The following is a 19,816-nucleotide window of genomic DNA, read 5'->3' on the forward strand; positions in this document are numbered from 1 at the left end:
GCGGCGGTCAGCCGTACGTCAAGAACCACAAAGTGGACGCGTTTCATCGTTACACAACAATTTGTCTTATGTTCCACACCACCCGAGGGGGTGTGGTGAAGTCAAGTCTTTGGCTTATTAGTACCAGTCAGCTCCACACATTGCTGTGCTTCCACATCTGGCCTATCAACCCAGTAATCTACTGGGAGCCTCACACGATCAAGTCGTAAGGAAATCTCATCTCGAGGCCGGCTTCCCGCTTAGATGCTTTCAGCGGTTATCCATCCCGAACGTAGCCAACCAGCCATGCCCTTGGCAGAACAACTGGCACACCAGAGGTTCGTCCAACCCGGTCCTCTCGTACTAGGGTCAGATCCTCTCAAATTTCCAACGCGCGCAGAGGATAGGGACCGAACTGTCTCACGACGTTCTAAACCCAGCTCGCGTACCGCTTTAATGGGCGAACAGCCCAACCCTTGGGACCAACTCCAGCCCCAGGATGCGACGAGCCGACATCGAGGTGCCAAACCATGCCGTCGATATGGACTCTTGGGCAAGATCAGCCTGTTATCCCCGAGGTACCTTTTATCCGTTGAGCGACAGCGCTTCCACAAGCCACTGCCGGATCACTAGTCCCGACTTTCGTCCCTGCTCGACCTGTCAGTCTCACAGTCAAGCTCCCTTGTGCACTTACACTCGCCACCTGATTGCCAACCAGGTTGAGGGAACCTTTGGGCGCCTCCGTTACTTTTTGGGAGGCAACCGCCCCAGTTAAACTACCCACCAGGCACTGTCCCAGAACCCGATCAGGGTCCGTAGTTAGATATCCAATATGACCAGAGTGGTATTTCAACAATGACTCCACCTGAACTAGCGTCCAAGCTTCACAGTCTCCCACCTATCCTACACAAGCCACACCGAACACCAATACCAAGCTGTAGTAAAGGTCACGGGGTCTTTCCGTCCTTCTGCGCGTAACGAGCATCTTTACTCGTACTGCAATTTCGCCGAGTTCACGGTGGAGACAGCTGGGAAGTCGTTACGCCATTCGTGCAGGTCGGAACTTACCCGACAAGGAATTTCGCTACCTTAGGATGGTTATAGTTACCACCGCCGTTTACTGGGGCTTAAATTCAAAGCTTCGACCCAAAGGTCTAACCTCTCCTCTTAACCTTCCAGCACCGGGCAGGCGTCAGTCCGTATACGTCCACTTGCGTGTTAGCACGGACCTGTGTTTTTAGTAAACAGTCGCTTCCCACTGGTCTCTGCGGCCACCACACCCTTTCCGGAGTAAATCCGTATAAGTGGATGGCCCCCTTCTCCCGAAGTTACGGGGGCATTTTGCCGAGTTCCTTCACCATGATTATCTCGATCTCCTGAGTATTCTCTACCTGACCACCTGAGTCGGTTTGGGGTACGGGCAACAGCAAACCTCACGTCGATGCTTTTCTTGGCAGCATAGGATCACCTGCTTCCCCATACGGGTCCGCATCGTGTCTCACCCAAAGCCTCAAACTATTATTAAGAGACGGGCTACGCACTTACACCGGGACAACCATCGCCCGGCACAGGCTACCTTCCTGCGTCACACCTCACGCTCACCACCCCAGTTCGGGTTCGCAGCCGCCACCCCACATCACCCGAAGGATCCGCGGAGTATTGGATTGCTTAGCACTACTGGTTAGGTCTTTGACGGTTTACCGCCGGTACGGGAATATCAACCCGTTGTCCATCGACTACGCCTGTCGGCCTCGCCTTAGGTCCCGACTTACCCAGGGAAGATTAGCTTGACCCTGGAACCCTTGGTCTTCCGGAGGACGGGTTTCTCACCCGTCTTTCGCTACTCATGCCTGCATTCTCACTCGTGTGGCATCCACGACTGGTTCACACCGCCGCTTCACTCGCCACACGACGCTCTCCTACCCATCCATACGGCTGGACCACGAAGGCCTACCTGTTATATGAATGCCACAACTTCGGTGGCGTGCTTGAGCCCCGTTACATTGTCGGCGCGGAATCACTTGACCAGTGAGCTATTACGCACTCTTTCAAGGGTGGCTGCTTCTAAGCCAACCTCCTGGTTGTCACAGCAACTCCACATCCTTTTCCACTTAGCACGCGCTTTGGGACCTTAGTTGGTGATCTGGGTTGTTTCCCTCTCGACAATGAAGCTTATCCCCCACTGTCTCACTGCTGCGCTCTCACTTACCGGCATTCGGAGTTTAGCTGACGTCAGTAACCTTGTAGGGCCCATCGGCCATCCAGTAGCTCTACCTCCGGCAAGAAACACGCAACGCTGCACCTAAATGCATTTCGGAGAGAACCAGCTATCACGAAGTTTGATTGGCCTTTCACCCCTATCCACAGCTCATCCCCTCAGTTTTCAACCTAAGTGGGTTCGGTCCTCCACGCGCTCTTACACGCGCTTCAACCTGGCCATGGATAGATCACTTCGCTTCGGGTCTAGGACATGCGACTGAATCGCCCTATTCAGACTCGCTTTCGCTACGGCTACCCCACACGGGTTAACCTCGCCACATATCGCTAACTCGCAGGCTCATTCTTCAAAAGGCACGCCGTCACCAGTACAAGCTGGCTCCGACGGATTGTAAGCAAACGGTTTCAGGTACTATTTCACTCCCCTCCCGGGGTACTTTTCACCTTTCCCTCACGGTACTAGTCCGCTATCGGTCATCTGGGAGTATTTAGGCTTATCAGGTGGTCCTGACAGATTCACACGGGATTTCTCGGGCCCCGTGCTACTTGGGATCCACACCACGCAGTGCCACCATTTCGGATACGGGACTCTCACCCACTCCGGTCCGCCGTTCCAAGCGGTTCTCCTATAGCTACACATTCACGTCGAAAGACCGGCAGATCTTCCAGGCATGTCCCACAACCCCAACCATGCAACCCCTGCCGGGTATCACACATGACTGGTTTAGCCTCATCCGGGTTCGCTCGCCACTACTACCGGAATCACATGTTGTTTTCTCTTCCTGGGGGTACTGAGATGTTTCACTTCCCCCCGTTCCCTCTACCCGCCCTATATATTCAGGCGGGAGTCACCAGGTACGCACGCGCCCTGGCGGGGTTTCCCCATTCGGAAATCCTCGAATCACAGCCCGTTTATCGGCTCCCCGAGGCTTATCGCAGATTACTACGTCCTTCTTCGGCTCCAGATGCCAAGGCATCCACCGTTTGCTCTTATAAACTTGAAATCACATAAGTATCAGAAACACACACCCGAAAGTGTGTGACCAATGAAATTATTAAGTATCTCAAGACAAGACAAACACTGCCCTCCCGAAAGAAAGCAGATCATCTTGTCTTGAAAGATGCTCGCGTCCACTGTGTAGTTCTCAACGTACGGTCGATCCCCCCACCAGAAACAACACGTTTCCTGGCCGAGGGTCAGAAGAAACAGTCCCCACAACAGCAACAACACCCCAGAAAACCGGGACACCGTCACCACCATGGTGGCTGGGCCTTCAGGACCCAATAGTATGCACTAGGTTCACCACACCCCAATCACGCCGGCTCGTTCCAACCACTCCCCGAAAGAAGCAGCGTACTGAAACCCACACGATCAAACTGTAGTTTGCTTGCCAAATGTTCCACCCATGAGCGTCCAGCACCACACATTCGGTGATGATCTGAACAATCTGCACCCCACAAGGGGGCGAGTGCTCCTTAGAAAGGAGGTGATCCAGCCGCACCTTCCGGTACGGCTACCTTGTTACGACTTAGTCCTAATTACCAGTCCCACCTTCGACGGCTCCCTCCACAAGGGTTAGGCCACCGGCTTCGGGTGTTACCGACTTTCATGACTTGACGGGCGGTGTGTACAAGGCCCGGGAACGTATTCACCGCAGCGTTGCTGATCTGCGATTACTAGCGACTCCGACTTCATGGGGTCGAGTTGCAGACCCCAATCCGAACTGAGACCGACTTTTTGGGATTCGCTCCACCTCGCGGTATCGCAGCCCTTTGTATCGGCCATTGTAGCATGCGTGAAGCCCAAGACATAAGGGGCATGATGATTTGACGTCATCCCCACCTTCCTCCGTGTTGACCACGGCAGTATCCCATGAGTTCCCACCATAACGTGCTGGCAACATAGGACGAGGGTTGCGCTCGTTGCCGGACTTAACCGAACATCTCACGACACGAGCTGACGACAACCATGCACCACCTGTATAGAAGTGTCCAAAGAGTTGACGATCTCTCGCCCGTTCTTCTATATGTCAAGCCTTGGTAAGGTTCTTCGCGTTGCATCGAATTAATCCGCATGCTCCGCCGCTTGTGCGGGCCCCCGTCAATTCCTTTGAGTTTTAGCCTTGCGGCCGTACTCCCCAGGCGGGGAACTTAATGCGTTAGCTACGACACAGAACCCGTGGAACAGGCCCTACATCTAGTTCCCAACGTTTACGGCATGGACTACCAGGGTATCTAATCCTGTTCGCTCCCCATGCTTTCGCTCCTCAGCGTCAGTAACGGCCCAGAGATCTGCCTTCGCCATCGGTGTTCCTCCTGATATCTGCGCATTCCACCGCTACACCAGGAATTCCAATCTCCCCTACCGCACTCTAGCTTGCCCGTACCCACTGCAGGCTGGAGGTTGAGCCTCCAGTTTTCACAGCAGACGCGACAAGCCGCCTACGAGCTCTTTACGCCCAATAATTCCGGACAACGCTTGCACCCTACGTATTACCGCGGCTGCTGGCACGTAGTTAGCCGGTGCTTTTTCTGCAGGTACCGTCACTTTCGCTTCTTCCCTACTAAAAGAGGTTTACAACCCGAAGGCCGTCATCCCTCACGCGGCGTTGCTGCATCAGGCTTGCGCCCATTGTGCAATATTCCCCACTGCTGCCTCCCGTAGGAGTCTGGGCCGTGTCTCAGTCCCAGTGTGGCCGGTCACCCTCTCAGGCCGGCTACCCGTCGTCGCCTTGGTGAGCCATTACCTCACCAACAAGCTGATAGGCCGCGAGTCCATCTACCACCGATAAATCTTTCCACCCACACACCATGCGGTGATGGGACATATCCAGTATTAGACGCCGTTTCCAGCGCTTATCCCAGAGTGATAGGCAGGTTACTCACGTGTTACTCACCCGTTCGCCACTCTTCCACCCAGCAAGCTGGGCTTCATCGTTCGACTTGCATGTGTTAAGCACGCCGCCAGCGTTCGTCCTGAGCCAGGATCAAACTCTCCGTAAAAAATTACATGTCCAAAAGCAGCGGAATAAGCCACCCCCGAACGAGTTCAACCTGACAAAAACAAACATCAAACCTGACGTTCATATAATTTGTCCAAAAGGAATCGCCATTCACCCACAAACGTGGATGGACGGGATTATAAAATTGGCATTTGACAATCAAGTGCACACTATTGAGTTCTCAAGGACCAGACACCCCCCGTACACACCCAACCGGGCTTCCGAAAAGCAACTTTTCCAACTTACCAGAACGACTTGGTGAAACCAAATCGGCCGAATCTTACGATCTCAGCACGGTGCTGCTCACGCTCATTCGCGCGGCCACCGTTTCGGTGAGATGAGGTTCTCTACTCTACACACTGGAACATGATGAATCAAGTTCCGGGTGATCCGTAGAGAATCCGATTCAGGCTTGCGATCCGGGCCGCTTTCGCTTCCCGCACCGTCTCGCTGACAAGGGAAAACATTACGCGGATCGGGGCACCCCCGCAAAGCGCAGCCCTCGCCCGGGCGTGTCTCCGCATGATTCCGCCATTCTTGCGTCAGCGCCCGCGCCAGGCCACCATCCGAGTCGCGGATCACATCCGCCAAATATCCCCGGAATCGGCAGGAGGCCCACGTTTCTCGGGCGCGTCGAGCCTCCTCCGATCGATGATCGCACCCCACCTGCTTGAATGGTCGAGTGAACGACACCTCCGCTGAGCACCAGCCCTCCCCCGCCGACTTCTCCTTCTCCGTCGAGCATCGGCTCGAGACGGGAGGAGCGCGCGGCTCGCAGGGTCAGGCGCTCGGGCGTACCGGGACCATCAGCACCCCGCACGGTGAGATCCAGACACCGGCCTTCATCCCGGTGGGCACGAAGGCCACTGTGAAGGCGATGCTCCCCGAGACCGTCGAGCAGCTCGGTGGGCAAGCAGTGCTCGCCAACGCGTACCACCTGTTCCTCCAGCCGGGCAGCGACCTCGTCGACGAGGCCGGCGGGCTCGGCGCCTTCATGAACTGGAGCGGCCCGACCTTCACCGACTCCGGCGGGTTCCAGGTAATGTCCCTTGGGGTCGGCTTCAAGAAGGTCATCTCGATGGCGGAGGACGAGTACGCGAGCACCGAGGTGATCGCGTCGACGAAGGAGCGCCTCGCGCACGTCGATGAGGACGGCGTCACGTTCAAGTCGTTCCTCAACGGCGACCGGCACCGCTTCACCCCCGAAGTGTCCATGCAGATCCAGCACCAGCTCGGCGCCGACATCATCTTCGCGTTCGATGAGTGCACCACTCTGCTCAACACGCGCGTCTACCAGGAGGACTCCGTCGCCCGCACGGCTCGGTGGGCGGTGCGCTGCCTCGACGAGCACGCCCGCCAGACCGCGGAGCGGAGTCATCGGCCCTATCAGGCGCTCTTCGGTGTGGTGCAGGGTGCGCAGTACGAGGACCTCCGACGCGAGGCGGCATCCGGACTCGGCCGGATGACCGGGGCCGAGGCGACGGACCAGCAGTTCGACGGGTTCGGGATCGGCGGCGCCCTCGAGAAGAGCCGGCTCGGCACCATCGTGTCGTGGGTCTCCGACGAGCTCCCGGAGAAGAAGCCCCGGCACCTGCTCGGGATCTCGGAGCCCGATGACCTGTTCGCCGCCATCGCCGCCGGCGCCGACACCTTCGACTGCGTGGCACCGTCGCGCCAGGCCCGGGGCGGCACCATGTACTCCTCGACCGGCCGCATCAACGCGAAGTCCGCCGGCCAGCGCCGCCGCTTCGAACCCCTCGACCCCGAGTGCGACTGCTACACCTGCACGAACACCACCGCGGCGTACCTCCACCACCTGTTCAAGGCGAAGGAGATGCTGGGCTCGACGCTCGCCACCATCCACAACGAGCGATTCATCGTGCGCCTCGTCGATCGGATCCGGGCGAGCATCGTCGACGGCACCTTCGCCGAGCTTCGAGACGAGGTGCTCGGCCGGCAGTACGGGCCCGAGTTCGCACGCGAGGCCGCGCGGAAGACGGCGGCGACTAGCGCGCGGTGAGCTCTTCAGCGCGGCGGACGCGGGAGATGACCCGCGTCGTGATCGGCAGCAGCACGATCTCCGCGAGCACCTTGATCCCGTAACCGAGCGCGGTGTAGCCGATGAAGTCCCAGCCCTCGATAACGCCCCAGAACGCGATCGTGCAGAACACGATCGTGTCGACGAGTTGACCGACGAGCGTCGAGCCGATGAGGCGCGTGCGGAGGAAGCGACCTGAGGTGCGCTCGCGCAGCTTCACGAGCACCCAGGCATTGATGAACTGCCCGGCGAGGAACGCGCCGAGGCTCGCCGCGACGATCCGCGGGACAAAGCCGAGCACCGATTCGAAGGCCTCCTGGTTCTCCCAGCCGGCGGCCGCGGGTGAGAGCTGGGTCACCCAGATCGTCAGCGACGTGAGGAGCGAGAGCGCGAAGGCGGTCAGGATCGCGCGCCGCGCCGCCTTCAGCCCGTACACCTCGGCGAGCACGTCGCCGACGATGTAGACGAGCGGGAACAAGAACACGCCGCCGTCCACGATGAACGGGCCGAACGCGATGAGCTTCACCGCGACGATGTTCGAGATGAGCAGCAGGCCGACGAACGTGGCCACGATGACCGCGTAGCGGGATCCCGACGCCGCCGAGCGGGCGCCCGGAGTCGCGTATGTCTGCTCGCTCTTCGCGCCCGTCATGATCGTCCCCGTCTCACTCATCAACCAACCCCACTCCGAGCGCCCCGCGAATCATGTCCATGTTCAGTTTCGCCGCGACGCGCGCGCCGTTGCCCGCGGCGATGATGAGCTGCTGCGGCCCGGGCGGCACGATGTCGCCGACCGCGTAGATGCCGCGCACCGAGGTCTCGCCGCGATCGTCCACGACCACGAGGCCCCAGTCGTCGCGATCGATCGGATGATCGCCCAGGAACTCCACCGGCGCGTGCCAGCGGGGGCGGACGAACCCGCCGACCCGCGGAACGACCTCGCCGTCGGCGAGGCGGACGCCGGTCATGTCGGCCTTCTCCCCCACGATGTCGTCGATCGGACGGCGCTCGACGCGGATCCCGATCGCGGCGAGCTGCTGCTCCTGTACCGAGGTCACCGTGTCCGCACCGTTCGTGAACACGATGAGGTCGGAGCTGAAGCGGCTGATCAGCAGGGCACGCGAGAAGACGTCCGTCGTCTCGCCGATGAGTGCCAGCGGCTTATCGGTCTTTTCGAAGCCGTCGCACTCGACGCAGCTGTGGAGCGCGGTGCCGTAGTACGCGCGGATCATCGGGAAGGCGGGCAGCTCCTCGGTCAGTCCCGCGGCGATGAGCACTCGGCGCGCCACGAACTCGACGTCGGCCGAGCCGCGCACTCCCGTGCCGCGAACGCGGAACCCGATGCCATCCGGGAAGCCGGCAGCGATCGCCTCGTCGGGCGTCAGGGGTGTCACCTGCCGGGTCATCGCCTGGGCGTAGCGTGCGGTCGGGTAGCTCTCGAACTCCTCGCGGCCGAGCCGCCTGAGCTCGAGCGGCGGTGCCCCATCCCGGGTGAGGAAGCCGTGCGACTGCAGGGTCGCGGAGTGGCGCGGGCGGTTGCTGTCGAGGATCGCGATGCGCCGGTTCGCGCGCACGAGCTGCAAGCCTGCCGACAGCCCCGCGGGTCCGCCGCCGATGATGGCGACGCCGAACGGCAGCTCCTCAGCGGCGCCCTGCGCTGCGGCCGCCTCCTGTGCGGGCACCCCGCTCACCGACACCACGACGGTTACACCCGGTCGGCGGCGAGGCGATCGGCGAGCTTGCGCAGCCGCGCGAGCGAGGCGTCGCGGCCGAGCAGCTCGAAGGACTCGAAGAGGGGCGGCGAGACGCGGCGGCCCGATGCCGCGACCCGCAGAGCGCCGAACGCGACCCGGGGCTTCAGGCCGAGCCCGTCGATGAGGGCCTCCTGGAGCGCCGTCTGAATGCGCTCGGTCGCCCACGCATCCTCGGGGATCGCGGTCAGCGCGGCGGTGCCGGCGGCGAGGACCTCCGGTGCATCGGCCTTCAGGGACTGCAGCGCATCCTCGTCGTACTCGAGCGCGTCGGTGGACGTGAACAGGAAGCCGAGCATGCCGGCGACTTCGGAGAGCACGGTGACGCGGCTCTGCACGAGCGGCACCGCCTTCCGAATGACCTCCCGCTGGTGCTCCGACGGTTCGATCGGCAGCACCCCCTCCGCGACGAGGTACGGACGGATCCGCTCGCCGAAATCCTCCTCCGACAGGAGCCGGATGTGGTCGGCGTTGATCGAGTCGGCCTTCTTCTGATCGAAGCGGGCAGGGTTCGGGTTGACGTCGGCGACGTCGAAGGCCGCGACCATCTCCTCGCTCGAGAAGACGTCGCGGTCGGGCGCGAGCGACCAACCGAGCAGTGAGAGGTAATTGAGCAGCCCCTCGGGGATGAAGCCGCGGGCGCGGTGGTGCAGCAGGTTCGACTCGGGGTCGCGCTTCGACAGCTTCTTGTTGCCCTCGCCCATGACGTAGGGCAGGTGCCCGAACTGCGGGATCGCCTGGGCCACCCCGATGCGAACGAGCGCGTGGTAGAGCGCGATCTGACGCGGGGTCGACGAGAGCAGATCCTCGCCGCGCAGCACGTGCGTGATCCCCATCAGCGCGTCGTCGACCGGGTTCACGAGGGTGTAGAGCGGGGCGCCGTTCGGGCGCACGACGACGAAGTCGATCGTCGACCCGGCGGGGAACGTGATGTCGCCGCGCACGAGGTCGGTGAAGGAGAGATCCTCGTCGGGCACCCGGAATCGGAGAGCGGGCTCGCGCCCCTCGGCGCGGAAGGCCGCGCGCTGCTCGTCGGTCAGGTCGCGATCGTAGTTGTCGTAGCCGAGCTGCTTCGGGCGGCCCGCGGCGATGTTGCGCGCGTCGATCTCCTCGGCGTTCGAGAAGCTCTCGTAGAGGTACCCGGCCTCGACCAGCTGCGCGATGACACCCTGGTAGATCTCACCGCGCTGCGACTGCCGGTACGGCCCGTGCTCGCCGCCCGCGTCGATCCCCTCGTCCCAGTCGAGCCCGAGCCAGCGCAGCGAGTCGAGGATCTGCGCGTAGCTCTCCTCGCTGTCGCGCGCCGCGTCGGTGTCCTCGATCCGGAACACGAAGGTGCCCCCGGTGTGCCGCGCATAGGCCCAGTTGAAGAGCGCCGTGCGGATCATGCCGACGTGCGGGGTGCCCGTCGGGGACGGGCAGAAGCGGACGCGAACATCGGAGCCGGTCGCGCGGGAAAACTGGGGGGTCTCGGTGTGTGACATCACGACCATCCTATCGTCGCGCGAGCACCGCGAGCCGCAGGGTCGCCGCAATTCCGAGCACGATCAGCGCACCGGCGACGGCCGAGAGGACCGGAAAGCCGCCCGCCGCGAAGATGACCCCGGAGACCGCGCCGAAGAGCGCTCCCGCCGCGTTCATCGTGGTGTCGGACTGCCCCTGACGCGCCGGGCGCAGCGGCGCCGGGGTGAGATCCGTCAGCAGGGTCGCCCCCGCGACGGTCACGGCGCTCCAGCCGACGCCGAGCAGCACGAGCGCGACCTGGATGATCACGACGTCGCTGCCGCCGAACCCGGTGCCGACGGCGGCGAGCGTCAGCACCGCGAACCCGCCGAGGACCACCGGGATCGCGCCGAAGCGACCGGTGAGCATGCCGAACACGGGCGAGATCGCGTACATGCCGGCGATGTGGATGCTGATGGTGAATCCGACGAGGGTGATGCTGCCGCCGTGGTGGGTGAGGTGCAGCGGGGTCATCGCCATGAGCCCCACCATCACCGCGTGCGCGAGGGCGATCAGCGCGATCGCCAAGAACTGCGGCATCGCGGAGACCGTCGGCGGGGGCACGGGCGGGGAGGCCTGCGGTTCGGGCGCCACGGGCGGCGCGACCCCGGCGGCCGCGATCCGGCGCGCCTCGAGCAGCGGATCCGGGCGGAGCCCGAACCATACGACCCCGGCGGCGGCGAGCTGCGCGACGATCGTGAAGAGGAAGATGCCGGAGAGGCCGGGCAATCCGAGCGCTTCGCCGAGGTCGGCGCCCGGGCCGATGAGGTTCGGTCCGGTGACGGCGCCGATGGTGATCGACCAGACGACGAGCGACAGGTCGCGTCCACGACGCTCCGGCAGCGCGAGATCCGCGGCCGCGAAGCGCGACTGCAGCTGCACGGCGACTGCAACGCCGAGCACGGCGAGCCCGATGAAGAGCAGCACTGAAATCCGCTGGCTCGCCGCGAAGATCACGAGCGCCGCGCCGAGCACGGCGACGATGTTGCCTGATGCGAGCGCGATGCGGCGACCCGTGCGCGCCGCGAGGCGGGCGAGCGGGATCCCGGCGAGCGCCGCGCCGAGCCCGTTCATCGTGGGGCCGAAGCCGGAGAGCGCGTCGTTGCCGGTGACGTCGGCGATCAGCAGCGCCCCGGCCGAGAGCGACGCGCCGACGCCGAGGCCGCCGAGCACGGTCGCGAGCGCGAGCACCCGGACGATCCGACGCTGGTCACGGAGACGACGGTCGAGCGCGGTCGACGGCGCAGTGGGCGGAGCAGACACGGGATTCGCCTGACTACGCGGCAACGGAGGTGAGTCCCCAGCGGCTGCCGTCGACGCCCGCGAGCAGGCGCTTCGCGAGGCGGACCTGCGGGCTCTCGTTGGCGGTCACCATCGAGACGAGGCCGATCGTGCGGGTGCGCGGCGGGTCGAGCCGCAGCGCCCGCGCGTCCTCGGGCAGCGTGCGTGCCGCTGCGAGTGCGAGCCCCGGCACGAGCGCGACGGCACCACCGGCGGCGGCCATCGCCAACATGGCGGGCACGTTGTCGGTCTCCTGGATGATGTCGGGCTCGAAGCCCGCCTCGCCCGCGGCCGTGAGCAGGTGCCCCCGGCACTTCTCGCAACCGGCGATCCAGTGCTCGTGGGAGAAATCGGCGAGGTTGGCCGATTCGGCCGCGCCGGCGCGCTCGTCGGAGACGACCAGGCTGACCTCCTCACGCCACAGCGGGAGGAACGCGCTGCCCGCGGGGAGCTCGGCCGCCCCCTCGTAGTCGAACACGAGTGCGCAGTCCACCTCGCCGTCGCGGAGCATCGCCGTGGCCGCGGGCGGCTCGGCCTCCCGGTACTGGAGCGCCACCTCGGGCGCCTCAACATTCAGCGCTCGCATCACGTCGGGCACGACCGTGGCCGACGCCGAGGGGAAGCCCACGAGGCGGATCGTGCCGGCGCGCTCACCCCGCAGGTCGTCGATGGCGGCGAGGGCCGCGTCGATCTCGGAGACGACGGTGCGGCCGTGATCCGCGAGGATCTGGCCCGCGGTGGTGAGGCGGATGCCCCGTCCGCTGCGCTCGATGAGCGGCACGGCGAGGCGGGTCTCGACGCGCTTGATGCGCTGGCTGACCGCGGGCTGGCTGAGGCCGAGCTGCGCCGCCGTCGCCGTGAGCGAGCCGGTGATGGCGAGGGCGTGGAGGATGCGCAGCTCGGTCGAATCGATGGAGCCGAGCGGGTCTGCGCTGCGAATCGTGTTCATGCGCTCATCATAACCCAGGATGAAGGAAATGATAAGAAGCTTTCACTTTCATTATGTTCCGCGCTCGCCTAGCCTGGCGGGATGATCGACACCGCCCCCTCCGTTCACGGTTTCCAGCAGCACTTCGACCCGGCACCGGGGTATCTCTCGGCGTGCACGGGCGGGCTGCCGAGCCGCACCACCACCCGCGCGATGCGGGAGTTCCTGGACATCTGGGCCGGTGGGCGCCTCAACACGCACGCGCTCGGTGAGCAGGCGGAGCGCTGCGTCGCGCTCTTCGCGCGCATCGCGGGGGTGACCACCGACCGCGTCGCCATGGGGTCGCAGGTCTCGCAGCTGACCTCGGTCGTCGCCACCGCGGTGCCCGACGGCGCCGAGGTGCTGTGCGCCGCCGGTGACTTCGCGTCGCTGACGCACCCGTTCGAGCAACTCGCGCACCGCGGTGTCCGCGTCCGCTACGCCCCGGTGTCGGAGCTCGCCGCCGCGATCCGGCCGGAGACCGCTTTCGTCGTGTTCTCACTCGTGCAATCCGCGACCGGCGAGGTCGCCGACGCAGCGGCCATCACGGCCGCAGCCGCAGCCGTGGGCGCGCGCACGTGCGTCGACCTCACCCAGTCCCTCGGCTGGTTGCCGATCGGGGCGGAGAGCTTCGACTACACGGTCTGCCACGCCTACAAGTGGCTCTGCGCACCCCGCGGCACCGCGTTCCTCACGGTGCGCGACGGGCTCGACGACACACTCACCCCGCTCGCCGCCGGCTGGTGCTCCGCGGACGACATCTGGTCGTCGTGCTACGCCGGGCACACTCCGCTCGCCGCCGGTGCCGGGCGCTTCAGCGTCTCCCCCGCCTGGCCGGTGCTCGGCGGCACCGAGGCGGCACTCCAGCTGTTCGCGGAGCTCGACCCGCATGCGGTGCACGCGCACAACCTGCGGTTGGCCGGTGCCGCGCGCGCACTGCTCGGGCTCGCACCCGGCGACTCCGCGATCGTCACGTGGGCGGATCCCGACGGCGCCGACCTCGCCGCGATGCAGCGCGCCGGCATCGTCGCATCGGGCCGCGCTGGGAACGCGCGTGTCTCGTTCCACCTCTGGAACACCGACGACGACGTGGCGCTGCTGCGCACGGCCCTCGGTCGGTAGTCGGCTAGACCGCGGCGGCGATCGCCGCGTCGGCGTCGGCGCGATCCTGCTCCGTCGCCACGAGCTGCCCGCAGGCGCCGTCGATCTCCTTGCCGCGGGTGTCGCGCAGCGTCGTCGGCACACCAGCGGCGTTGAGCCGGTCGACGAACTCTCGCGTCACTTCGCGGGTCGACGAGGTCCAGATGGAGCCGGGAGTCGGGTTCAGCGGGATCGGGTTGACGTGCACCCAGCCGCGACCGTACGCGTTGAGCTTGTCGGCGAGCAGCTCGGCGCGCCACGCGTGGTCGTTCATGTCCTTGATCAGCGCGTACTCGATCGACACGCGGCGTCCGGTCTTCTCGTAGTAGTGGTAGGCCGCGTCCAGCACCTCCGAGACCTTCCAGCGGCTGTTCACCGGGATGAGGTCGTCGCGCAGCTCGTCGTCGGGCGCGTGGAGCGAGAGGGCGAAGGTGATGGGGATGTTCTCGTCCGCCAGCTTCCGGATCGCGGGGGCGAGCCCCACGGTCGAGACGGTGATGCCGCGGGCGGACATGCCGAGCCCCTCGGGTGCGGGGGCGATCATGCGGTGCACCGCGTTCATCACGCGCTTGTAGTTGGCGAGCGGCTCGCCCATTCCCATGAAGACGATGTTGTTGACGCGCTCCGGTTCGGCGCCGTTGCCCACGGCGCGAACCCGCCCGAGACCGCCCTCGGCGATGACCCGGTTGGCCTGCACGATCTGGTCGAGGATCTCGGCCGTCGACATGTTGCGGGTGAGCCCCGCCTGACCGGTCGCGCAGAAGGGGCAGTTCATGCCGCAGCCGCACTGGCTCGAGACGCAGAGGGTGATCCGACCCGGGTAGCGCATGAGCACGGACTCGACGAGCGCCCCGTCGAACAGCCGCCACAGGAACTTGATCGTGGTGTTGTCGTCCGTGGCGATCCGCTTCACCTCGGTCAGGAGGGGCGGGAAGAACGCCGCGACCAGATCCTCACGGCCGTCCTTCGGCAGGTCGGTCATGCGCTCGGGGTCGCTCGTGTAGTTCTCGAAGTAGTGCTTGGAGAGCTGCTTCGCCCGGAACCCGGGCAGCCCGAGCTCCGTCACCTTCGCCTCGCGCTCGGCGAGTGTCATGTCCGCGAGGTGGGTCGTCGGCTGCTTCACGCGCGGCGACGCGAACTGCAGCGTCGGCCGGCCGTCGGGGCCCGCCAGCTGCTTCCAGCCCTCTGCCTTCGGCCTGACCTGCGGGCGCGCGGGAGCGTCGGCGCCGTCGCGCCGCGGACGAGTCCTCGTGTACTCGGTGCCGTCGGTGTGAGTGAGCTTGTTCGGATCCATTGCCTCTATTGTCGCATCCGCGACCTGGATGCGCTCACCGCGCCCCGAGCAGCGTCGAGCGGATGAGGAAGCGCTGCCCCTCCGGCGCCTCGAGCGAAAAGCCGCTCCCCCGCCCCGGGACCGCGTCGATCGTGAGGTGCGTGTGCGCCCAGACCCCGAACTGCTCCCTCGACATCCAGAAGCCGATCTCGCGCGGCGCCGGGGACCCGCCCGGCAGCGGCGGCAGCTCGAGGGTGCCGAGCCGCACGTCCTGGCCACCCGTCTTGAACTCTCCCTCCTGGTAGCACATCGGCGAACTGCCGTCGCAGCAGCCGCCGGACTGGTGGAACATCAGCGGGCCGTGCATCGCCCAGAGCCGGTCGACGAGCTCGATCGCGGTGCGGGTGAAGGCGAGCCGGCTCTCGGTCTCGCCCTCGACGTCGGGCCGGGCATGAGTGAGGTCGGTCATGGCGTCCTCCTTCCGGCACGGCGCCCGTGCCGCTGGGGTGTCATGGTACGTCGCGCGGCCGGGAGGCCTCGCAGAAACCTCCCGGCCGTCGCGATGGTTCACGCGTCGGCGAACCGAAGAACGATGCGTCCGTCGATCGCCCCGGCGCGCATGTCGTCGAAGACCGCGTTGACATCATCAAGCGGGCGCTCGGCGATGGTCGGATGGATGAGGCCCCTCGCGTAGAAGTCCAGCGCCTCGATCATGTCCTGCCGTGTGCCGACGATCGATCCGCGGATCGTGAGCCCCTTCAGAACGATGTCGAAGATCGGCGCCGGGAAGTCCCCGGGCGGCAGTCCGTTGAACACGATCGTGCCGCCGCGACGCGTCATGCCGATGGCCTGGCCGAACGCGGAGGGGTGCACCGCCGTGACGAGCACGCCGTGCGCACCTCCGGTAGCGGCTTGAATGGCCTCGACCGGATCCTGCGCGCGGGCGTTCACCGTCACCTCGGCTCCGTGCTGCTGAGCCAATGCGAGCTTGTCGTCGGCGACGTCGACGGCCACGACGCGCATGCCCATCGCGACGGCGTACTGCACGGCGATGTGTCCGAGCCCGCCGATCCCGGAGATCACGACCCACTGCCCCGGTCGCACCCCCGTCACCTTCAGCCCCTTGTAGACGGTCACCCCGGCGCACAGCACGGGGGCGACCTCTGCGGGATCCGTGCCCTCGGGCAGTCGCGCGGCGTACACGGCGTCGACGAGCATGTACTCGCCGAACGATCCGTCGACCGAGTAGCCGCCGTTCTGCTGCTGCTCGCACAGCGTCTCCCACCCCGTCCGGCAGTACTCGCAGTGTCCGCAGGCGGACCAGAGCCAGGCGTTGCCCACCAGGTCACCCACGGCGAGGTCATCGACCCCGGGGCCGAGCGCCACCACCACTCCGACCCCCTCGTGCCCGGGGATGAACGGCGGGCTCGGCTGTACCGGCCAGTCGCCCTCGACGGCGTGCAGGTCGGTGTGGCAGACGCCGGTCGTCAGCACTCGGACGAGTGCCTGGCCCGGACCAGGAGCGGGGGTCGGAACAGCGTCGACGTCGAGCGGTGCGCCGAAGCTGCGCACGCTCGCGGCGCGCATCGTGTCGGGAATCAGATGGTCAGCAGTCATTGAGGTCTCCTCCTCGTTCGGTGTGGGCAGCGCGCGGCCTAGAAGAAGCCGTCCGCCGTCTCCTTGTAGCTGACGAGGAGGTTCTTCGTCTGCTGGTAGTGGTCGAGCATCATGAGGTGGTTCTCGCGCCCGATGCCGCTCGACTTGTAGCCGCCGAACGCCGCGTGCGCCGGATAGGCGTGGTAGTTGTTCACCCACACCCGGCCCGCCTGGATCGCGCGCCCGGCCCGGTAGGCGACGTTGCCGCTCCGGCTCCACACCCCGGCACCGAGGCCGTAGAGCGAGTCGTTGGCGATCCGGATCGCGTCGTCGAAGTCGCTGAACGTGGTCACCGACACCACCGGCCCGAAGATCTCCTCCTGGAAGATCCGCATCGAGTTGTCGCCGCGGAAGATCGTGGGCCGGATGTAGAAGCCGTCCGAGAACTCGCCCCCGCGGTCGTCGGGCTCGCCGCCGGTGAGCAGCTGCGCGCCCTCCTGGCGACCGATGTCGAGGTACGACTTGATCTTCTCGAACTGATCGTTCGAGGCCTGCGCCCCGATCATCGTGTCGGTGTCGAGCGGGTTGCCGCGCGTGATGCGCTCCGTCCGCTCGACGACCGCGTCGAGGAAGTCGTCGGCGATCGACGCCTGCAGCAGCGCGCGCGACGGGCAGGTGCACACCTCCCCCTGGTTCAGGGCGAACATCGTGAAGCCCTCCTGCGCCTTGTCGAAGTAGGCGTCGTTCTCGGCCATGACGTCCTCGAAGAAGACGTTCGGGCTCTTGCCGCCGAGCTCGAGGGTCACCGGGATGATGTTCTCGGACGCGTACTGCATGATCAGGCGGCCCGTCGTCGTCTCACCCGTGAACGCGATCTTGCGGATGCGCGGACTCGTCGCGAGGGGCTTGCCCGCCTCGGCGCCGAAGCCGTTCACGATGTTCACCACCCCGGCGGGGAGCAGGTCCCCGATGAGCTGGAAGAGCACGAGGATCGAGGCCGGGGTCTGCTCCGCGGGCTTCAAGACGATCGCGTTGCCCGCGGCGAGCGCGGGGGCCAGCTTCCAGGTGGCCATGAGGATCGGGAAGTTCCAGGGGATGATCTGCCCGACCACACCGAGCGGCTCATGGAAGTGGTACGCGACCATGTCCTCGGTGATCTGCGACAGCCCGCCCTCCTGCGCACGGATCGCGCCGGCGAAGTAGCGGAAGTGGTCGATGGCGAGCGGGATGTCGGCGTTCAGGGTCTCGCGGACGGCCTTGCCGTTGTCCCACGTCTCCGCCACGGCGAGCATCTCGAGGTTCGCTTCCATGCGGTCCGCGATCGTGTTCAGGATCACCGCGCGCTCGGCCGGGGTCGTGCGTCCCCAGGCGGGGGCCGCGGCGTGGGCGGCATCGAGGGCGGCGTCGATGTCCTCGGCGGTGCCGCGGGCCACCTCGCAGAACACCTTGCCCGTGATCGGCGTGACGTTCTCGAAGTACTGGCCCTTCACCGGTGCGACCCATTCACCTCCGATGTAGTGCTCGTAGCGGCTCTGATAGGTCACCAGCGAATCGGGCTGGCCCGGGGCGGCGTACACGGCCATGGGAGATCTCCTTCGACGTCGTTGTCAGGTGGAACCCGAGCGCGCCCCTCGTGGAACGTCTCGGTCCTCGCAGGCTACGACGCCGACCGTTGCATCAAGGTTGCAGGCGCTCCAGCGCCTCGAGTCTCGCGACCACCCGAGCGCGCTTCGGGGAGAGGGGCGGCAGGATCCCGAGCAGGGTCTGCCACACCTCCGCGTCGTCGCTCGCCCAGTGCTGCGCGTACTCGAACAGCGGATCCGCGGCCGCGGACTGCAGCATCGACTCACGCAGCGTCGCGTCGACGTCGCCGCGCAGGTCCCGCACGACAGGCGCATCCGAGTGGGGCAGCACGGCCCCCTCGTAGGCCGCGAGCGCGAGCCGGTGCGCGCCCCGACCGAGTGCCGCGAGCATCTCGCGCGCGTCGACCCGCACGGTGTCGCGCAGTCGATACGGCCGCGACTCGAGGCCGAGGCCCGGCGCATGCGTGCCGAGCCATTTCCGCAGCCGCACCACCTCGGCGCGCAGCGTCTGCTCCGACGCCGCGTCGCCGTAGACCTGCTCGGCGAGCACGGCGGCGCTCAGGCCGTGCGGGGCCTCGGCGAGGGCGAGCAGGATCTCGGCATGGCGACCGCTCAGCGGCAGCACCGCCCCAGCGTGCTCGAGGATCCCGGGATCCCGACCGAGCAGCACGAGCCGGGCGGACTGCGCACGCGCCGCCGCGACCGGCGCGGCAGGCCCGTCTCCGCGGCGACCACGACTCGGGCGCGGGCGATCGCGGTCGATCCGGGCCCGGAGCGCGGCGAGTTGCAGCTCGGCCTCGACCGCGGCCCGGGTCGCCTCGACGAGCGGCAGGAGGTGCGGCGCGGCCGCGGCGTCTCCCCCGGTGACGTCGATGACCCCGAGGATCGCACCGTCGTCCGGGTCGTGGACGGGGATCGCGGTGCAGCTCCACTGGTGCACGGAGCGGTTGTAGTGCTCCGCCCCGAGCACTTGGATCGCGTGGTCGAGCGCGAGGGCGCTCCCCGGTGCGCTCGTGCCCACGGCGGCCTCCGACCAGTCCATGCCCGCGGTGAAGCCCATGTCCTCCGCCCGCGTGCGGAGCCGCGCGTCGCCGTCCACCCAGAGCAGCCGACCCGCGGCGTCGCCGATCGCGACGATGAACCCGGAATCGCTCGCCTCCTCGAGCAGCAGGCGCTGCACCACGGGCAGCACTTGACCGAGCGGGTGGACGCGCCGCAGCGCGTCGAGCTCGTCCGCGGAGAGCGCGGGCTGGTCGGGGGTGCGATCGGGGTCCAGGGTGCGCCGGCGCGACCGCAGCCACGAGTCGAAGACGACGGGGCGAAGCGTCTGCTGCGCGGCGAAGCGCTCGCGGAGTTCCGGCTCGGCCGCCGATCCCGAGACCCCGACGAACTGCGCGTGGGCCCGCTCGATCTGGGTGCGACGCTCGCGCACCGATTCCCCGCGTCGCAGCGCCTGCCATCCGCTCATCGCCTGCCCCTCCCTCGC

The 19,816-nt window shown here is 65.9% G+C and carries 12 protein-coding genes and 2 rRNA genes; 2 read left to right on the forward strand and 12 right to left on the reverse strand.

Going from position 1 to position 19,816, the window contains the following annotated elements:
• Nucleotides 1–97 precede the first annotated feature (97 nt).
• Nucleotides 98–3,200 (reverse strand): 23S ribosomal RNA (locus MUN76_RS03945).
• A gap of 476 nt (nt 3,201–3,676) precedes the next feature.
• Nucleotides 3,677–5,199, reverse strand: a 16S ribosomal RNA gene (locus MUN76_RS03950).
• Together the 16S and 23S rRNA genes form the textbook arrangement of a ribosomal RNA operon.
• 681 nt (nt 5,200–5,880) lie before the next feature.
• Between MUN76_RS03950 and tgt the strand changes: the two genes are divergently transcribed.
• Complete coding sequence (tgt, locus tag MUN76_RS03955; protein ID WP_244687341.1) at nt 5,881–7,218, forward strand: tRNA guanosine(34) transglycosylase Tgt; 1,338 nt, start codon at nt 5,881–5,883, stop codon at nt 7,216–7,218.
• Here tgt and MUN76_RS03960 read toward each other — a convergent pair.
• From MUN76_RS03960 to MUN76_RS03980, 5 genes are read right to left on the reverse strand one after another with little or no spacing between them, the layout of a single operon-like run.
• Complete coding sequence (locus tag MUN76_RS03960) at nt 7,205–7,909, reverse strand: queuosine precursor transporter (protein WP_244687343.1); 705 nt, start codon at nt 7,907–7,909, stop codon at nt 7,205–7,207. The two genes, tgt and MUN76_RS03960, sit on opposite strands and share 14 nt — an antisense overlap.
• Nucleotides 7,902–8,918 (reverse strand): NAD(P)/FAD-dependent oxidoreductase, encoded by a 1,017-nt coding sequence (locus tag MUN76_RS03965; protein ID WP_244687345.1) that lies wholly within the window; start codon nt 8,916–8,918, stop codon nt 7,902–7,904. Before MUN76_RS03965 ends, MUN76_RS03960 begins: the two co-directional genes overlap by 8 nt.
• A gap of 23 nt (nt 8,919–8,941) precedes the next feature.
• A complete protein-coding gene (gltX, locus tag MUN76_RS03970; RefSeq protein WP_244687347.1) occupies nt 8,942–10,471 on the reverse strand; it encodes a glutamate--tRNA ligase in 1,530 nt (509 codons plus the stop codon).
• Nucleotides 10,472–10,481: 10 nt separating this feature from the next.
• Nucleotides 10,482–11,753: an MFS transporter gene (locus MUN76_RS03975; protein ID WP_244687349.1), complete on the reverse strand. Its 1,272-nt coding sequence runs from the start codon at nt 11,751–11,753 to the stop codon at nt 10,482–10,484.
• Between the two features lie 13 nt (nt 11,754–11,766).
• On the reverse strand, nt 11,767–12,720 hold the full coding sequence (locus MUN76_RS03980) for a LysR family transcriptional regulator (RefSeq protein ID WP_244687351.1): 954 nt from the start codon (nt 12,718–12,720) through the stop codon (nt 11,767–11,769).
• 81 nt (nt 12,721–12,801) lie between these two features.
• On the opposite strand from MUN76_RS03980, the gene MUN76_RS03985 reads away from it, so the two are divergent.
• Entirely contained in the window at nt 12,802–13,860 is a 1,059-nt protein-coding gene (locus MUN76_RS03985; protein ID WP_244687353.1) for an aminotransferase class V-fold PLP-dependent enzyme, read from the forward strand.
• A gap of 4 nt (nt 13,861–13,864) precedes the next feature.
• Here MUN76_RS03985 and rlmN read toward each other — a convergent pair whose 3' ends face one another.
• The 5 genes from rlmN to MUN76_RS04010 form a co-directional block, all read right to left on the reverse strand.
• Nucleotides 13,865–15,172, reverse strand: a complete 1,308-nt coding sequence (gene rlmN, locus MUN76_RS03990; RefSeq protein ID WP_244687355.1) for a dual-specificity RNA methyltransferase RlmN — start codon at nt 15,170–15,172, stop codon at nt 13,865–13,867.
• A 34-nt stretch (nt 15,173–15,206) separates the two neighbouring features.
• The gene (locus MUN76_RS03995; RefSeq protein WP_244687357.1) at nt 15,207–15,620 is read right to left on the reverse strand and encodes a DUF779 domain-containing protein; all 414 of its coding nucleotides are present in this window, start codon (nt 15,618–15,620) and stop codon (nt 15,207–15,209) included.
• Nucleotides 15,621–15,718: 98 nt separating this feature from the next.
• A complete protein-coding gene (adhP, locus tag MUN76_RS04000) occupies nt 15,719–16,738 on the reverse strand; it encodes an alcohol dehydrogenase AdhP (protein WP_244688652.1) in 1,020 nt (339 codons plus the stop codon).
• 68 nt (nt 16,739–16,806) lie between these two features.
• Entirely contained in the window at nt 16,807–18,330 is a 1,524-nt protein-coding gene (exaC, locus tag MUN76_RS04005) for an acetaldehyde dehydrogenase ExaC (RefSeq protein ID WP_244687359.1), read from the reverse strand.
• 94 nt (nt 18,331–18,424) lie between these two features.
• The gene (locus tag MUN76_RS04010; RefSeq protein ID WP_244687361.1) at nt 18,425–19,798 is read right to left on the reverse strand and encodes a sigma-54-dependent transcriptional regulator family protein; all 1,374 of its coding nucleotides are present in this window, start codon (nt 19,796–19,798) and stop codon (nt 18,425–18,427) included.
• Between the last annotated feature and the right edge of the window lie 18 nt (nt 19,799–19,816).

The organism is Leucobacter rhizosphaerae, from assembly GCF_022919175.1.
Taxonomy (GTDB): Bacteria; Actinomycetota; Actinomycetes; order Actinomycetales; family Microbacteriaceae; genus Leucobacter; species Leucobacter rhizosphaerae.